Source organism: Melioribacteraceae bacterium, assembly GCA_019638015.1.
In the GTDB taxonomy this organism is placed as follows: domain Bacteria; phylum Bacteroidota; class Ignavibacteria; order Ignavibacteriales; family Melioribacteraceae; genus JAHBUP01.
Genome location: JAHBUP010000001.1, coordinates 1,835,857 through 1,852,348, shown reverse-complemented (window position 1 = coordinate 1,852,348; position 16,492 = coordinate 1,835,857). Strand labels below are relative to the sequence as shown.

Annotated in this window: 16 protein-coding genes, 1 tRNA gene and 1 pseudogene; 11 read left to right on the top strand and 7 right to left on the bottom strand. The window is 34.7% G+C overall.

Annotated elements, in window-relative coordinates:
- On the bottom strand, positions 1-393 hold the full coding sequence (locus KF816_07740; protein MBX3007903.1) for a hypothetical protein: 393 nt from the start codon (positions 391-393) through the stop codon (positions 1-3).
- 52 nt (positions 394-445) lie between these two features.
- The gene (locus KF816_07735; protein ID MBX3007902.1) at positions 446-1,798 is read right to left on the bottom strand and encodes an MATE family efflux transporter; all 1,353 of its coding nucleotides are present in this window, start codon (positions 1,796-1,798) and stop codon (positions 446-448) included.
- A 152-nt stretch (positions 1,799-1,950) separates the two neighbouring features.
- On the opposite strand from KF816_07735, the gene KF816_07730 reads away from it, so the two are divergent.
- Positions 1,951-2,496, top strand: a complete 546-nt coding sequence (locus KF816_07730) for a helix-turn-helix transcriptional regulator (GenBank protein MBX3007901.1) — start codon at positions 1,951-1,953, stop codon at positions 2,494-2,496.
- A gap of 157 nt (positions 2,497-2,653) precedes the next feature.
- Here KF816_07730 and KF816_07725 read toward each other — a convergent pair.
- The 3 genes and pseudogenes from KF816_07725 to KF816_07715 form a co-directional block, all read right to left on the bottom strand.
- Positions 2,654-2,908: pseudogene (locus tag KF816_07725) on the bottom strand (GIY-YIG nuclease family protein).
- 22 nt (positions 2,909-2,930) lie between these two features.
- Positions 2,931-3,003, bottom strand: a tRNA-Ala gene (locus KF816_07720).
- Positions 3,004-3,115: 112 nt separating this feature from the next.
- Positions 3,116-4,447, bottom strand: a complete 1,332-nt coding sequence (locus KF816_07715; GenBank protein ID MBX3007900.1) for an alkaline phosphatase family protein — start codon at positions 4,445-4,447, stop codon at positions 3,116-3,118.
- A gap of 97 nt (positions 4,448-4,544) precedes the next feature.
- On the opposite strand from KF816_07715, the gene KF816_07710 reads away from it, so the two are divergent.
- Positions 4,545-4,946, top strand: coding sequence for a hypothetical protein (locus KF816_07710; protein ID MBX3007899.1), 402 nt, complete (start codon positions 4,545-4,547; stop codon positions 4,944-4,946).
- A complete protein-coding gene (locus KF816_07705; protein MBX3007898.1) occupies positions 4,930-5,394 on the top strand; it encodes a GIY-YIG nuclease family protein in 465 nt (154 codons plus the stop codon). Before KF816_07710 ends, KF816_07705 begins: the two co-directional genes overlap by 17 nt.
- Here the strand turns inward: KF816_07705 and KF816_07700 are convergent.
- Entirely contained in the window at positions 5,325-6,317 is a 993-nt protein-coding gene (locus tag KF816_07700) for an NAD-dependent epimerase/dehydratase family protein (GenBank protein ID MBX3007897.1), read from the bottom strand. The genes KF816_07705 and KF816_07700 overlap by 70 nt on opposite strands.
- 109 nt (positions 6,318-6,426) lie before the next feature.
- On the opposite strand from KF816_07700, the gene KF816_07695 reads away from it, so the two are divergent.
- Together KF816_07695 and KF816_07690 are read left to right on the top strand one after the other, a co-directional pair.
- Entirely contained in the window at positions 6,427-7,623 is a 1,197-nt protein-coding gene (locus KF816_07695) for an aminotransferase class I/II-fold pyridoxal phosphate-dependent enzyme (protein ID MBX3007896.1), read from the top strand.
- A 66-nt stretch (positions 7,624-7,689) separates the two neighbouring features.
- Positions 7,690-8,811, top strand: a complete 1,122-nt coding sequence (locus KF816_07690; protein ID MBX3007895.1) for a hypothetical protein — start codon at positions 7,690-7,692, stop codon at positions 8,809-8,811.
- A gap of 13 nt (positions 8,812-8,824) precedes the next feature.
- Here the strand turns inward: KF816_07690 and KF816_07685 are convergent, their stop codons facing one another.
- On the bottom strand, positions 8,825-9,715 hold the full coding sequence (locus KF816_07685) for a DUF4835 family protein (protein ID MBX3007894.1): 891 nt from the start codon (positions 9,713-9,715) through the stop codon (positions 8,825-8,827).
- 87 nt (positions 9,716-9,802) lie between these two features.
- Between KF816_07685 and KF816_07680 the strand changes: the two genes are divergently transcribed.
- The 6 genes from KF816_07680 (at position 9,803) to KF816_07655 (ending at position 16,461) form a co-directional block, all read left to right on the top strand.
- Positions 9,803-10,618: a hypothetical protein gene (locus KF816_07680; protein ID MBX3007893.1), complete on the top strand. Its 816-nt coding sequence runs from the start codon at positions 9,803-9,805 to the stop codon at positions 10,616-10,618.
- Entirely contained in the window at positions 10,611-12,593 is a 1,983-nt protein-coding gene (locus KF816_07675; GenBank protein MBX3007892.1) for a helix-hairpin-helix domain-containing protein, read from the top strand. Before KF816_07680 ends, KF816_07675 begins: the two co-directional genes overlap by 8 nt.
- 71 nt (positions 12,594-12,664) lie before the next feature.
- Entirely contained in the window at positions 12,665-13,846 is a 1,182-nt protein-coding gene (locus KF816_07670) for an isocitrate/isopropylmalate dehydrogenase family protein (protein ID MBX3007891.1), read from the top strand.
- Positions 13,847-13,884: 38 nt separating this feature from the next.
- Positions 13,885-15,513, top strand: a complete 1,629-nt coding sequence (locus tag KF816_07665) for a carbon starvation protein A (protein ID MBX3007890.1) — start codon at positions 13,885-13,887, stop codon at positions 15,511-15,513.
- Positions 15,514-15,531: 18 nt separating this feature from the next.
- A complete protein-coding gene (locus KF816_07660; protein ID MBX3007889.1) occupies positions 15,532-16,068 on the top strand; it encodes an HD domain-containing protein in 537 nt (178 codons plus the stop codon).
- 27 nt (positions 16,069-16,095) lie between these two features.
- Entirely contained in the window at positions 16,096-16,461 is a 366-nt protein-coding gene (locus tag KF816_07655; GenBank protein MBX3007888.1) for a four helix bundle protein, read from the top strand.
- Positions 16,462-16,492 lie beyond the last annotated feature (31 nt).

The following is a 16,492-nucleotide window of genomic DNA, read 5'->3' as shown; positions in this document are numbered from 1 at the left end:
CTACCTGAAGAGGGCTTTAATACTTCCCCAGGTACGTTTTACACTTGATACATTATGAGGAACAGCAACATCCCATGAATAGGATGATGTGCCATCATTATCAACAATCTTAAGTCTATAAATATAAAGTTGATCTGAAGATTTAAAAGCAGATTTGTCAACAAATTCGTAATTCTTGTCTGTTCTTGTTTCTATTGAACCAATTGCGATATAGGAACCATTCACAGTTTTTCTTTCAACCACATATTCTTTAACGTTTGTTTCTGTGGAAGTTTGCCAGTTCACAACAACGTTTCCGCCGCTACTTCTAGCACCGAACTTTAATAGATCTGCACCAGCAAAAATAGTGAGTGCTGATAGAAGGAAAATCGATATAAGTAGTTTGTTTTTCATTTTTCTGAGGTAAATATATTTCTAGCCATCAAGAATGTCAAGTATTAATTTTTTATACATTTTTATATTTAGTCCAGTCCCCTCTCATGAATTTTGCATATATAAGCAGAGCAAAAATAATCACATAAAATGGTAAAGCCCACCAGGCGCCAATTAATCCGAATTCTAAATAAACCCCCATGAAATATGCTAAAGGAACAAAGATGAACCAATTAACCAATACCTCCGCAAGCATTACATACATGGTTTTTCCAACGGCTTGTAAACCATTAGCTAAAACAACACCGATCGCGTAAAATATTTGTCCCACTGCAGCAACTCTTAATGCAGGTATTGCAGTATCAATAACATTCCTATCGGTAGTTGTGAGAAGCAGCACCAATTGAGGTAAAATTAAGAAGAATGCTCCAATAAAGACTGTATATACTAATGCTATGATCATCGTATGAAAGCCATACTGTTTTGCCTTTTTAATATCACCGCTCCCGAGGCTATTCCCCACTAAAGTTTGTACAGCAATTCCAAATCCGAAGCAGGGCATCAATGAAATTAATAGGGCTGAAAAAATAGCGGTACTCGCCGCCTGCTCAACAGTACCAATTAAACCGCTTATCGAGATAAAACTTAAAAAACCAATTAAAATAAATATATTTTGTAAGGATACAGGGAGGGAGATTTTTATAATAGAATTAGATATACTTTTTATAAATGAAAACTTTTTAAAATAATTAAATTTATTTCTATAACCGGGAGTGCTCGATACAATGATGTAGAACAATGCGTCACATATTGTTGCGAGTGTTGATCCTAACCCGGCACCGGCTAATTTCATTCCTTCAATCCCAAAACCGCCATAAATAAAAATGTAGTTGAATATTATATTTAAGAAGTTGACGAGAATTCCTGAAAACATGAAAATCTTAGTTTTGCCAATTCCAAAATAAAATCCTCTGTATGAAACTGTAATTAGAAAAAAAGGAAGTCCCATAAATCGGTAATACAGGTAATCTCCCGCATAGAGGGACACTCTATCGTCAACTGCAAAAAAACCGGCAATATCTTGTGAAAAACCAACAACAATTAAGCTTATCACCACCCCAGTCCCAGCTGATAAGATAAGAGAAGTATTTAAAACTCTGCCACAATCATCAAAATTTTTCTCCCCAAATCTTCTGGCAATTAAAACATGGGTTCCGGTTGCGAGACTAGAAAATAAGCTTACAACAGCCCAAGTAGCAAAAACGCCAATTCCCATTGCCGCTAAATAGTAATGGGCATCTTCCAATCTGCCCACCATTGCTGTATCTACCAATGATACGATCATTTGTGTGGATAAACCGGCAATTGCTGGGAGTGCAATTCGGAGGATATAGCGATAATTCTTTGCCAATTCTGTTAAATTCATACATGGTAAAGATATTGATTTGAATTTTGTTACAAAAATTTTTTTAGATTTAGTCATGCCCAATTTTGATTGAGATAAATTAGATGTTAAATGTATTTATTTAGTATTTTTTAATATATTAACTATATATCAAGAAAAGCGGTTGAGATTTTATGACGAAGCAAGACGAAATTAAGTATCTTCTGCACACTCTCGGAATCAAATTAAGCATGATTGCTGAAAGACTTGATATGAAAATTCAAACTCTCTCCTATCTTTTATACGATAGTCATCAATTTGATGATGAACTATATAGTCAGATAAAACAAATAATAGATGATTACCAATTTGAATTGAATCTTTTTGAAGATGAACGCAACGAAAACCTTGATCTATTTAATGATGATCATATTAATTTCGGTATTGGTGAGAGAATTCGCTTATTCGCTAAAAGAAAATATGGCACACTAAAAAAACTTGCAGAAGCTATGACTATCTCCCCTCAACAACTCCAGCAATATATTAGTGGGAAAAGAGAACCGGGTGCTCGTATACTCGTTAAACTTGTACGTTTAGGTTGTGATATCAATTGGCTTTTAGGAGGACGTGAATCTATTGAGTCCTATAAAATTTATAAATTGGAAAGTGAGTTGAGGAGATTACAACATAACTTCTCACAGATTGCTTCTCTTGTTCAAAAAACTGAAGTTGGACACTGAAAAAATGCTGGATGAAATTGAGATCCTTTTTCTGGGACATTTTGTGGGTCAATAAAAGACTTAAAGAATGATTTAAAGTAAAAAAACCTTATTTCGAATTGAAATAAGGCTTTTTTTTGTGGAGCTAAGCGGGATCGAACCGCTGACCTCCCCGATTTCATCGGGGCGCTCTCCCAGAAATTATCCCACATAAATAATCTTTACTCTTCATTTTTTTCAATTTCATTTCTAATTGGACTGCTTCGCTTCTAGTATTAAATTCTTGATGATAAACTAACTCCCATGGGACTCCATGTTTTGTCGATTTTGAATATCCGGAATTATGTTAATGAATTCTTCGTTCCAAAGAATCGGTATGGCCGATGTAATATTTTTTGGTCTTAAGACTTTGAAGGATATAAACCGAGTACATTTTTTGGATGGGTTGTTTTAAGTGGAGCTAAGCGGGATCGAACCGCTGACCTCTTGAATGCCATTCAAGCGCTCTCCCAGCTGAGCTATAGCCCCGTAATAGTTAAGAACGAAGAGTGATGAGTATTGAGTTAATACATTCTAATTTAACTGCGCCAAATCTAAAAAACTTATTATGAAGTGACAATCCCTAAATTCTATTTTAAAGTTACTTTTTAATTTTTAATTCATTTTCATTAATGGAATAACTCCACATTTTCTCCCCTTTCCAATTATAACAATTCCAAGTAATTACTCTATTTTTTCTTTCCCCGGATACCAATACTTGTGCAAAATTTCTATCCAGTACCATAGTTGATTCCAAACGCCAATCATTAGGATATTCACGGGAAGGACCCGCAGTTAATGGGGAGATTGTAAAATCATAAAGTGGATAATTATTTTCTCGGTTAAATTTTGTGATTTCTGAACGATGAACATCGCCTGTTAAAAATATTACTCCATCAATTTTTTCATCTTCAATTAATTTTAATATTTTTTGCCTCTCTTCTGGATAGGTTGAATAGTTTTCACCACCGGCATTTGGATTTAGAAATTGCCCACCTAAAGCAATAATCTTAAATGCTGCTCGACTCGACACAAGATTATCAATTAACCATTCAATCTGAGCATCACCCAACAATGTACGTTTTCCAGTTTTCCGAAAATTTGGAGTTTTAAATGTTCTATCATCTAATAGGAAAAAATCAACATCACCCCATTGAAAAAAAGTAGTAACCGATTTATTTCCATCAAAGCCAAAGGAAGGATTTGGCCAAAATAATTTAAATGCTTCATAAGTTTTATCTTTATTCCAGAATCCTCTGTCACTGTCGTTAGGACCAAAGTCATGATCATCCCAGGTAGCGTAATGATGCATAGAACCCCAAATAGGCTGTAGTTCCCTAAGAGATCGGGTATGTGTAATCCTTTTAATTATTCCGCTCCATGAATCCCAATCGGCTTCCCGTAAATAATAATTATCCCCCAGCCAAAGCATAAAATCTGCTTTCTTACTTTGTATATGGTTAAAAATTTCATAGTTAGCGCCATAAGGAGTTCCAGGTCTATCATACTCCGTTTCATTAATATAGGCACAGCTTCCAGTTATAAAGGAGAAATCAGGTGCGTTTTTTCTCCATTGCCATAATTCCTGTGTTTGGAAATTCAATTCATAATTTAGTTTTTGTTTTTTTCCATTTATATAAAGGGCATATTTATATTTCTGCCCCGGCTCCAGCTTATCGCAAATCAGTTTGGCGGTAAAGCCCTCCTTCTTTTCCGTAAGTAATTCGTCAGTAAATTCAATCTTCTTTGGTGATTCAATATTCCAGTAAGAAAATTTTACTTTAGCCTCAGATTTAGTTTGAACCCACAACATTACCTCTCTCATCGCTGAATAACCAACAAGTGGGCCGGATTGAAGCAAATCCTGAGCTACATTCAAATTGTGGCCAAGGAAGAATACAATTAACAGTAATAATAATTTCATTTTCTTCATATTTCCCTCAGTGAATGTAAAAATTGTTCCATGGTTAAAATTAAATTGAATAAATTAGTGAGTACGAATATCTTTACGAAAAAAATATAAGACTAAGATGAATAAAAACATAATTAATATTCTTTTAAGTTTCTCATTTATTTTTATAGTGCTCCTATCAGCATGTGATGATACACTAACTGGTATCGATAGTATACTAATTCCAACCACTGATATTAGTTATAATAAACATTTGCAACCAGTGTTTAATGCAAAGTGCACCAACTCCGGATGCCATGATGATGCATCTCGCTCCGGTGGATTAAGTTTGACAAGTCACACTAACACCACTTTAGATTTTTTAGTAGTTGCTCCCGGTTTGCCGCAAAACAGTAAATTAATTTGGGCAATTGAAGGAACCGGCGTTAATATAATGCCCCCATTCGGTTATCCCGCATTAACCAAAAATCAAATTGAGGGTATTAAAACTTGGGTGAAAGAGGGTGCAAAAAATAATTGATATAAAAAGTGGTATTTACCTTCTTGAGATAAATGCATTATCCAATTTTAATGTTGATATTAAAAAATTTGACGGGATCATTTTTGAGAAAGGTTATTATTATTACTCCGGAAGCGCTCAAAAAAATTTTAATTCACGTATAACCAGACATTTACGAAACGAGAAGAATATTTATTGGCACATTGATTATCTCACAACTTCAAAATATTGCGAAGTAAAAACATTATTCTTGTTTGAGAATGGAGAAAAATCTTTAGAGTGTGAATTAGTGAGGACAATGCAAGCCAATTTTCCTGAAATAATGCTGATAAAAGGTTTTGGTAATGGTGATTGCGATAAATGTGAATCCCATCTACTATATTCAAAACGAAAAATTAATCACAACCATTTTTCTGCTTTATACCAATCTGCAGTTCTAATCATCGCTTCTTCAATCGAAATCGACTGAGAATATCCCAGCTCTTTTTTGGCTTTTGAAACATCGCAAGTCCACGCACTTTGCACAAAATCTCTTGCTTTTTCAATATTAAAAGTGGCGGCCTTTGAACTAAATATTGCAAAAAATTGAGCAATTGCCGCAACAGTATAAACTATAAAATGAGGCAAGTGAAGATTAATTGCTTTCTTTCCAAGTGCCTTCTCCAGAAATCCGCTAACCTGAATCCAGTTATTAATTTCTTCAGCGGCGACAAAATATGTCTGCCCAGCTGATTGATTACTAATCGAAGCTAAATAAATTCCATTTACTAAATCATCAACATAAACCAAACTTAGTTCCTTTTTATCGAATCCTATTAAAGTCATCAACCCAGCTTTATATGTTTTAAACACTAAAAATATTTCTGTATCGCGAGGACCGAATACTGCCGGAGGGCGGACGATAGATATCGGAAGTTTACCCATAAATGATTTAGCTAATTTTTCTTGTTCCAACTTACTTCTTCCGTACCTTGTAAGTGGATGTTCAATGGTTTCCTCTGTCGAAGTAACTCCATTAGTTGATGGACCACATGCAGTAAGACTGCTCACAATAACTACCTTTTTAATTTTCGGATTAACCTCCACTAAAGTTTCAAGAAGTGCGCGTGTTGTCTCTACGTTACCATTTAAATAATCTTGATAATGTTTTGCTTTTACAACTCCGGCTACATGAAATAAGTAATCGGCATCACATAAAATTGTTTTTAATTTTTCTTTATCGAATAATCCCGAGTCGATGATTTCTACAGGTTTTCCATCAAGCCATTTACGTGAACTCGATTTACGCAATATACATTTTACATGATGTCCTTCACTGATTAATTTATCTACTAAATGACTGCCAACAAAGCCGGAAGCTCCTGTTACCACTGAAATTATTTTCTGACTCATAATATTAATTTTCTGTTAAATTTATTTATATTCACAAACGAAAAATCTTTAAACCATTTAATTGGCTTCAAAAATATAAAATTCAAGAACGAAATAATAATCCGGAGGTATTTTGGATTTATTCAAAAAATGTTACGACTTCACACGAGCTGATGATATTAAAGCTCTGGGTGTATATCCTTATTTCCGAGCTATTGAGGAAAATGAGGGACCTGTAGTACAAATTGAGGGGCGAAAAATTGTGATGGCCGGTTCTAATAACTATTTAGGGCTTACGGCACATCCTAAAGTTAAAGAAGCAGCACTTAAAGCTGTTGAAAAGTATGGCACAGGTTGTTCTGGATCGCGCTACTTAACCGGGACACTTGATCTTCATATGGAATTAGAAGAAAGGCTTGCTAAATTCTTCGGCACAGAATCAGTATTACTTTTTTCAACCGGTTACCAAACAGCTCAAGGAATTATTCCAACTTTAGTGCAAGGTAGAAACGAATATGTAGTTTCCGACAAAGATAACCATGCTTGTATTGTAGCTGGACAAATGATGGCAAGAGGGATTACGGCAAATCTCGAACGCTACAAACATAATGATATGGATGATTTGGAAAGAGTTCTTTCTAAAATACCAATCGACTCACCGAAACTATTAGTGAGTGACGGTGTATTCAGTACAGGCGGTGAAATTGTTGACCTACCAAAATTAATTGAGCTTGCTAAAAAATACAACGCTAGAACCTTAATTGACGATGCTCATTCAGTAGGGGTAATTGGTAAAGGTGGACGAGGTACCGCGAGCGAATTTAATCTCGAAGAAGAAGTTGATTTAACAATGGGTACGTTCAGTAAAACTTTTGCTTCTTTAGGCGGATTTGTTGCAGGTAAAGAGAGAGTATTAAATTATCTCAAACATCATTCCTCCGCTCTAATATTTAGTGCTTCCCCCACTCCTGCATCTGTTGCTGCAGCTTTAGCGGCTCTCGATATTTTAGAAGCTGAACCGGAAAGAGTTACAAAATTAATAGCAAACGCCGATAAGATGAGAAAGGGATTAATTGAAGCTGGTTTTACTGTAATTGAGGGAAGAACCGCAATTGTTCCGGTTATAGTTGGTGATGATCCTTTAGCATTTGCAATGTGGCGCAAACTTTATGATTCGGGTGTTTTTGTTAATGTGTTCATTTCACCCGGCGTACCTCAAGGAAGACAGATGATGCGAACAAGCTATATGTCTTCTCATGAAGATGAACATTTAGATTTTATATTAGAGACTTTTAAAAAAGTTGGTAAAGAAATTGGCTTAATCTAAAATTTCTAAATTTTTAAAAGCATACTTAATTAAGTATGCTTTTTTTTTATCAAATGTGGAGAGAGAATGAACGAGATTTTGGTAAAAGAAATAAATTCTAAAAGTGATATCAAAAGATTTCTCAAATTTGCTTGGGAAGTTTATAAGGATTACCCTTATTGGGTTCCCCCACTCCTTTTTGATAAAATGAAAATTCTTGATAAAAAGAAAAATCCGTTTTATAAACATGCAGATTCTCAACTATTTATTGCGGAAGTAGATGGAAAAATAGTTGGAAGAATTGCCGCCATTAAAAATGATCTTCATAATCAAGTTCACAATGATAAAGTTGGCTTCTTCGGTTTTTTTGAATCTATTAATGATCAAAACGTTGCAAACAAACTTTTTGATGCGGCAAAGAAATGGCTGCAAAATAAAGGGTGCGATACTATGCGCGGGCCGGCAAATCCATCTTCAAACGACGAATACGCCATGCTAATTGAAGGATTTGATGATGAGCCAAGAATTCTTATGCCCTATAATCCAAAATATTATCTTGAATTGTGTGATAATTATGGATTTAAAAAGGCCAAGGATTTGTATGCCTATTCTATAGATAATCCAGATATGGTAAAATCTGATAAAGTCAGAAGAGTTGCAGAACTGGCACAGAAAAGATCACGACTTGTAATTAAACAGCTTGATATAAAAAACTTTGCTTCGGAATTGGAAAAAGTTAAATACGTTTATAATAAGGCGTGGGCGCCAAATTGGGGTTTTGTACCGATGACAGATGAAGAAATTGATGCGATGGCAAAAGATTTAAAACCATTAGTAGAGCCTTCATTAGTTTTATTTGGGGAGATCGATGATCAGTTGGTAGGTTTTGCCCTTGTAATGCTGGATTATAATCAAATCTTCAAATCAATGAATGGAAGATTGCTCCCATTTAATTTCATTAAACTTTTCACACAAAAGAAAAAGATCACATGGAGCCGGGTTATAACTCTGGGCATCATCCCCGAATTTCAAAAACGTGGTTTGGATGCGGTGCTATATTGGGATATAATGCAGCGAGCTGAAAAAATTGGAATTTTAAGAGGTGAAGCAAGTTGGATATTAGAAGATAATGATATGATGAATCGTGGTGCGGAGGTTATGAAAGGGAAAATTTACAAGAAATACCGAATCTACGATATATCGATTTGATAGGAAAAGCCCTCTATCTGAGGGCTTCATCATATTTAGCGGCGTGTGCCGGGTCAATTCTTTTTAAAGATGTAAATATTGATTGATCCTCATAATTTTTAAGATATGTTGCGAACTCTCCAGCTTTTGCATCAAAGAATACTTTCATCAAAACGCTTCGCCAGTCAATTTGACCTTTTTTGCTTTCTAAATTTTTAACCAGTTTTACAATATTTCTTACGCCTATTTCTCTATCTTTAGAGTAAAACAAATCTATTCCATTATAGTGGTAATCAAAATAATCCTGGCGAAATTGCTGATATTTGGCATTAAGTAAGTTTTCAACTAAAGCCTGCCGATTAAATACTGTACTTTCAAACTGCCAGCCTTTTGGAAACCTACTTCCTCCCCCTTTCATTGCAATATCCATTGCTTTACGAAAATAATCTGTACCACCCAGAGAATAGAAGGAATCAAAATCAAAACCAAGAATTATATAAGCATAGTAATCAAGCATACTTGTTAAAGGATCGAAATCACTCTGATTAAAATATAATCCCTGCCCTTTTTCATATTTAAAACTCCAAGCATTATCCATAATACTCAACATTAACGAGCTTATTTGTGATCCTTCAACCGGGCGCTGACTAGAGACGACCAACTGAGCGCTATAGCTTGTTTCGTCCGGTGCGCCCAAAAAGAATATCGTAAACGAACATTTTATTCTTTCCCCTTCCCATGTACCACTTGTATATTTATTATTATTCAGGTAATCTTGTACCACGGTTTCAAAATTTATTAGTCTATCTCTAGCTGGGTTTGGCAACTGCTCAACATTCATAGTGACTGTTGCATCTAGTTCTTGCGATTGAATTATAATGGGGTAAAGCTGTAAAAGTAACATTAACAAAACTATTTTTTTCATCACACTTCCCAATCATTGATATAATATTTATTTCAAAATAGATATTTATAGATTATTAAACAATGACATAACTTAAACTTTTAGAACATGAAACCATCAGTGTTAATTTTGGCGATTGTACTATTAGCCTGGAATCATAGTTTCCCACAATCTAAGCCCGGGGCGCGACAAGTTGCGCTGGCTCACTCAAATATATCTTTCGATAATGATGCCTTTTCTCTCTTCAATAATTCTTCCGGATTATCTCTGGTCGGTAGCCGAGAAATCGGGTTTTATTTTTCACCATCTCCATTCGGAATAAAAGAATTATCGAATGCATATGGAGTTTATTGCGAGCCAACTAAGTTCGGTTCATTGGGTGCCGGTTTTTCGACTTATGGATTTGAACTATACAGAGAAACTAGTATTATAATTGGATACGCAAAAAAAATCAGCAACATTTTTTCGGCTGGCGGTTCTCTTTTATATAAGAATATCTCTATTAAGAATTATGGAAATAGTTCTGCGTTTATTTTAAATGCTGGTGCGATTCTAAGTATTAGTAATGAGATTGGATTTGGTGCTTCGTTACAAAATTTGGCTCAGTCTTCGATCGGAAATGAATCCGACATGCTACCTACAATAATTAGTGCGGGTTTTCACTTACAACTAGTAGAAGAACTGCTATTTACCCTAGGTATAGAAAAAGAAACTAGATTTAAACCTTCACTGCGCTTTGGAACAGAATACACCCCAATTGAATATTTTTCTCTTCGTATTGGTACTTCTAATGAACCAAATACATTCTCATTGGGTATTGGTATACACTATAATTATTTTCATTTTGATTACGCACGCACGAACAATGCCGATCTTGGAAATAGTCACCAATTTGCCATCTTAATTCGCTTTCAAAATGATTAGCAAATTTTTAACCGCAGTCATCTTAATAATATTTCTGCAGATCGATTTGATCGGTCAGAGCGACACTACCAATATTTATAATCTCTTCGACAATTTTTTAGAAGAATTGATTATGGATAATGAGATAAATGATTATTATGATCAACTTGAATACTTGATTCAGAACCCGATAAGATTAAATGAGGCATCTATAAATGAACTTCTCGCAATTCCTTTTTTAACACGACAAGAAGCAACAGCTATCATCCGCCACAGAAACTTGCTTGGCGGAATATATGAATCATCACAATTAGTAAATATTGCTGGGGTGAGTAACGAATTAATTATTAAGATATTACCCTTTTTTCAACTCGGTAAATATAATGAGTCATCCCCTTTTAGTTCTATTGGGAAATATTTCTCTAACATTAAATTATCCCTCAGAACAAGAATACAACAAGATATGCAAACAGAAAGAGGATTCCGAAATGGCGCCTACTCAGGAAGTAAATTAAAAGTTATTAACCGTTTGATCATTAATAAGGGAAATAATTTGAGATTAGGGCTACTAACTGAGAAAGATGCCGGAGAAAGTTCTCTCACTGATCTAGCTTTATTTAACCTATCGATGAAGGGTACAGATAATACTTATACTTTTGTGATTGGGGATTATATAACTGAATTTGGTCAAGGGCTGGCGATATGGAATAGATATGGAGTTTCAAAAGGAAGCGAAGCCGTAAATGTTTTGCCTAGAAAAGCTCAAAGAGTAAAAACATTTTTAAGTGCTGAAGAAAATTTATTTATGAGAGGAATCGCGGGTACAATAAAATTATGCAATTTCTCATTCACATCTTTCTTTTCATTTAAATATCTTGACGCAAATATTGATACCTTTTCAAATCAGATAACCTCCTTTCCATTAGATGGCATGCATCGCACTAATTCAGAATTAAGTAAAAAAGATATGGTTAAAGAAACAATATTTGGAATAGCAACAGAGTATGAATTTGATGATTGGGGCTCAATTGGTTTTTTATTTTACAAAACCAATTTCAACCTTCCATATCAAAATCCTAAGACACAATCGCACCCACAAAAAAGTTTTCCAATTTTCTCATGGTGCTATAATACGAATTATGGAACTTTTAGTTTTACAGGCGAAACCAGTCTTGCCAATTCATCCGTTGCATCAATAAATAATTTTGAGTTTGCAGCTTCAAAAAATTTTAAGCTAATGTTTTCCATTAGAAATTATGCAACCGAGTATAAAAGTTTTCGATCCTCTGGTTTTGGTGAAGCCGACAATACTAGTAATGAAATTGGATTCTATTCCGGTTTCCGTTATCATTCATCAGTTGGGACATTTGATTTTTATTATGATCAATATAAATTTCCTGTAGCTGATAGCAAATACAATTTCAGCACAAAGGGAAATGATTTCCTATTGCACTATACATATAAACCCTCCCGTTCAATTGAACTTAGGCTAAGGTATAAAAATGAGATTAAAGAGGATATTAAACCAATAGTGTATATCTATACTGTTAGTACAAAGAAATATGAGAGTCTGCGAGGTGAAATATTATTCAAGTCAGAAAAATCATTTCAACTAAGAACTCGAGGTGAATTTGTAACAACAATTGAAACGAATAAGAGAGAAACCGGATTTTTAATCTATCAGGATATTAAGCTGATCCCCGTTAAAAACTTAGATTTAAATGCGCGAATAATTTTTTTTAAAACCGATTCCTATAATACAAGAGTATATCAATTTGAAAATGATTTAGCGGGCGTTCTTTCCAATCCACCATTATACGGAGAAGGAATAAGATGGTACATTTATTTTGGTTACAAAACAGTCTTTGGAATTTCCTTTTCAGTAAAGTACTCTGAATTAAAAAAACCAAATAACAAAGAATTTGGGAGTGGCAATTCTCAGTTCCCCGGTGATTTGGATAACCGATTAAGTTTTCAAATCGATTATAATTTCTGATTTGATTTGTTGCCAATTTAAGTTTGAACCTCTAAGTTTCACATACAACTTTCTAATAATAAGGATGACAAATGAGAACTATAGTTGCATTACCGGGTGACGGTATTGGAAAAGTAGTATTGCCGGAATCAATAAGATTACTTGATGCCGCTGGCTTTAAGGCTAATTACATTTATGGCGATATTGGCTGGGACTTTTGGTGCAAAGAAGGTAACGCGCTGCCGCAAAGAACTGTCGATTTAATTTCGGAGCATAAGATTGCATTATTTGGAGCAATTACATCAAAACCTAAAGATGCCGCTGATCAAGAACTTGAGCCCGAATTAAGAGGAAAAGGATTTGTTTATTTTTCACCTATTGTTAGTTTACGACAAATATTTAATCTCGACATATGTATTCGTCCTTGCATTTCATTTAAAGGCAATCCACTCAATTTTATTAGAAAAGGAGGCGGTAATTTAATTGAGGAACCGGAAGTAAATGCTGTAATTTTTAGGCAGAATACTGAAGGATTGTATGCGGGTGTAGAATGGACGAATCCTCCTAAAAATGTTCGTGATGCTTTTGAAACACATTCAAAAATGAAATCATTCGCTAATGTTCCAAGTGAAGAGATGGCAATTTCTACTAGAATCGTCACTAAAAAAGCAAGTGAGAGAATAATTCGTGCCGCTTTTGAGTATGCAAATAAATTTGGCTATAAAAATCTAACTTTATGCGAGAAACCAAATGTGTTGAGAGAAACTTCCGGTATGATGTTTAAAATTGCAAAACAAATCGCTAAAGAATATCCACATATTTCATTGTGGGATACGAATATTGATGCACAAATGATGTGGCTTACTAAAAATCCAGAAGATTATGGAGTGATTGTTGCCGAGAATATGTTCGGAGATATTATTAGTGATGGATTTGCCGGATTGATTGGAGGATTGGGATTTGCGTGCAGTGCAAATCTTGGAGATGAATATGCTGTATTTGAACCGACACATGGCAGCGCTCCAAAATATGAAAAATTAAATCCTTCAATTGTTAACCCAATCGCAATGTTTATGAGTGCAGTAATGATGCTTGAGCATATTGGAGAATACGAAATTGCGCTTAAAATTAGAAAAGCAATTACCTCGGTAATTGAGGAGGGAAAAATTAGAAGTTACGATATGATGAAATTGCGAGGAGGCGCTGATGTTTTCGAGAAAGGTGCATGCACTACTCAGCAAATGACCGATGCAATAATTGCTAGATTGAATTAGTCGTTTATATTTTTCCTAATTAACTCGATAGGTATAGAATGAGTGGAGTTGCTTTAGCTGTTTTTGCGCTAATGCTTTTTATTACTGCATACAAGTATTATGGGATGTTCATCTCAACCAAATTGAAAATTGATGATGAGAATGAAACACCGTCACATAAAATGAATGATGGAGTTGATTATGTTCCGGCAAAATCCCCAGTTTTGTTAGGGCACCATTTTGCTTCTATAGCAGGAGCTGGTCCTATTGTTGGACCCATTATCGCTGCAAGTTTCGGGTGGATTCCTGTTTATTTGTGGGTTTTAGTAGGATCAATATTTATTGGCGGGGTTCACGATTACTTATCAATTGTTGCATCAATACGTCACCGTGGGAAATCTATAGGTCAGATTATAGAAAACTATATTGGACTTAGTGGGAAAAAATTATTTTTAATTTTTACCTGGGCAACTCTCATTTTAGTAATTGCTGTCTTCACGGTTATAGTTTCAGATACATTTTACGCTATACCTAGCGCGGGGACTTCATCATTATTATTTATCATTCTGGCGGTTGGATTCGGATTGACAGTCTACCGCTTAAAAATTTCATTATGGATTTCTTCAATTATCGGCGTTGCGCTTCTCTTTTTAGCTATTTACGCCGGGCATTTATTTCCATTTTCATTAAGTAAGGAATTATGGATCTGGATTTTGCTCGCATATATTTTTGTCGCGTCGGTCACTCCGGTGTGGATTCTGCTTCAACCCCGTGATTATTTGAATTCCTATTTTTTATACGCAATAATGCTTGGCGGTATTGTAGGGCTATTCTTTACAATGCCTGAAGTACATCTTGCATCTTTTACAAATTTTCACATTGAAAAATTAGGGTATTTATTCCCTGTATTATTTGTAACTGTAGCTTGCGGAGCTATAAGCGGCTTTCACTCAATTGTTGGAAGTGGTACAACGGCAAAACAACTTAATAAAGAGAGTGACGCAAGGATTATTGGCTATGGAGGTATGCTTATAGAAGGATTACTCGCTGTGCTTTCCCTGCTTTCAGTTGCTTCTTTAGATCAAGAGCATTTCCTCGAACTACTCACAACAAAAGGTCCGGTTACTGCATTTGCTACCGGTGTTGCTAATTTTATGCACAATATTCCTTATTTAAACATTTCGGTAGAAGTTGGGACAAGTTTTGCGGCATTGGCTGTCTCAGCTTTTGCACTTACTTCACTTGATACTGCCACACGGCTAGCAAGATATTCCTTCCAGGAATTTTTTGAGAGTGAGGATAAAGCAAATAAAAATATTTTATCATCAAATCGATATGTTGCAACAGCAATAACTGTTCTATTTGGAGCGGTATTAACACTTAGCGGTCAATCTATGGCAATTTGGCCGGTATTCGGAAGCGCAAATCAACTACTCGCGGCAATTGCATTATTGGCATTAACTGTATGGGTGGCTAAACTTGGCTTAAATTATTTATTCACTCTCATACCGATGATATTTATGTTTTTAGTTACATTAACCGCATTAGCAACTTTAACTTATGGTAATATCTTGAAGCAGAATTTTGTGTTAGTTGTAATTTCAATTTTACTTTTCATTCTTGCTATAGTACTAATTTATCAAGCTTATCAAGTATTAAGCTCAAGTAATAAAAATGAACTGAAATAAAATAATTAAAGGTATAGTATGATTTCAGAGCAAGTGAAGAATATTTGGCCAGAAATAGAATTGATTTCTGATCCGATAATTCGTGAAAAAGTTTTAAACTGCTGGATATACGCAATTGAGAATTCAGTTCTTTCGGTTGATGATTTAGACACAATCCCCTTCTCTCTTCTCATTAAAAATTGTAAAGTTTCATTTATGAATCATAAAAGAACTTGCGTTCAATTAGCTGTTGAGATGGCGAATATCATGAAAAATAATTTTGGCGATGAGATTAAAATAAATATGGATTACTTAATTGCCGGCGCTATTTTAATAGATGTGGGTAAATTAATTGAATATGATAAAGTGGATGGAAAAATTGTAACAAGTAAAGCCGGTGAATTGGTAAGGCACCCTTTCAGCGGTCAGGCTATTGCGGCAAGATTCGATTTACCATATGAAATCCAACATATAATAGCTACACATTCTAAAGAAGGGGATCTAGGTAAAAGAACTGTCGAATCTATAATTGTTCATCATGCCGATTTTGTTTCGTTTGAGCCATTCAAAGCGTGAAAGGTTAAAGGCAAGAGGCAAGAGGGGATGCTTAATCTGAGTCATAAAAAATTAGATGTATGGAAATTCAGTTTAGAGATGGTTGTTAAAATATATTCTTTAACTAAAATGTTCCCAAAAGAAGAACTGTTTGGTTTAAGTAGTCAATTGAAACGAGCATCAGTTTCTGTAACTTCAAATATAGCAGAAGGTTTGTCCAGAATATCTACGAATGAAAAATTTAGATTTTTAGAAATTGCAAGGTCATCACTTGTAGAAATTGATACTCAAATTGAGATTTCAATAAAATTAAATTATTGTGATAAAGAGGATATTAAGGAAATCGATCAACTCATGAATAGCGTATTTGCAATGATTACATCATTAATGAAGAAAATTGATAACAAAATTTGAAAACTTCTAGCTTCTTACCTCTTACTTCTCG

What these genes read in the sequence shown, in the direction of transcription:
- KF816_07740 (MBX3007903.1), bottom strand. Translation starts at nt 393, where the DNA reads ATGAAAAACAAACTACTTATATCGATTTTCCTTCTATCAGCACTCACT.
- KF816_07735 (MBX3007902.1), bottom strand. Translation starts at nt 1,798, where the DNA reads ATGAATTTAACAGAATTGGCAAAGAATTATCGCTATATCCTCCGAATT.
- KF816_07730 (MBX3007901.1), top strand. Translation starts at nt 1,951, where the DNA reads ATGACGAAGCAAGACGAAATTAAGTATCTTCTGCACACTCTCGGAATC.
- KF816_07715 (MBX3007900.1), bottom strand. Translation starts at nt 4,447, where the DNA reads ATGAAGAAAATGAAATTATTATTACTGTTAATTGTATTCTTCCTTGGC.
- KF816_07710 (MBX3007899.1), top strand. Translation starts at nt 4,545, where the DNA reads ATGAATAAAAACATAATTAATATTCTTTTAAGTTTCTCATTTATTTTT.
- KF816_07700 (MBX3007897.1), bottom strand. Translation starts at nt 6,317, where the DNA reads ATGAGTCAGAAAATAATTTCAGTGGTAACAGGAGCTTCCGGCTTTGTT.
- KF816_07690 (MBX3007895.1), top strand. Translation starts at nt 7,690, where the DNA reads ATGAACGAGATTTTGGTAAAAGAAATAAATTCTAAAAGTGATATCAAA.
- KF816_07685 (MBX3007894.1), bottom strand. Translation starts at nt 9,715, where the DNA reads ATGAAAAAAATAGTTTTGTTAATGTTACTTTTACAGCTTTACCCCATT.
- KF816_07680 (MBX3007893.1), top strand. Translation starts at nt 9,803, where the DNA reads ATGAAACCATCAGTGTTAATTTTGGCGATTGTACTATTAGCCTGGAAT.
- KF816_07675 (MBX3007892.1), top strand. Translation starts at nt 10,611, where the DNA reads ATGATTAGCAAATTTTTAACCGCAGTCATCTTAATAATATTTCTGCAG.
- KF816_07670 (MBX3007891.1), top strand. Translation starts at nt 12,665, where the DNA reads ATGAGAACTATAGTTGCATTACCGGGTGACGGTATTGGAAAAGTAGTA.
- KF816_07665 (MBX3007890.1), top strand. Translation starts at nt 13,885, where the DNA reads ATGAGTGGAGTTGCTTTAGCTGTTTTTGCGCTAATGCTTTTTATTACT.
- KF816_07660 (MBX3007889.1), top strand. Translation starts at nt 15,532, where the DNA reads ATGATTTCAGAGCAAGTGAAGAATATTTGGCCAGAAATAGAATTGATT.
- KF816_07655 (MBX3007888.1), top strand. Translation starts at nt 16,096, where the DNA reads ATGCTTAATCTGAGTCATAAAAAATTAGATGTATGGAAATTCAGTTTA.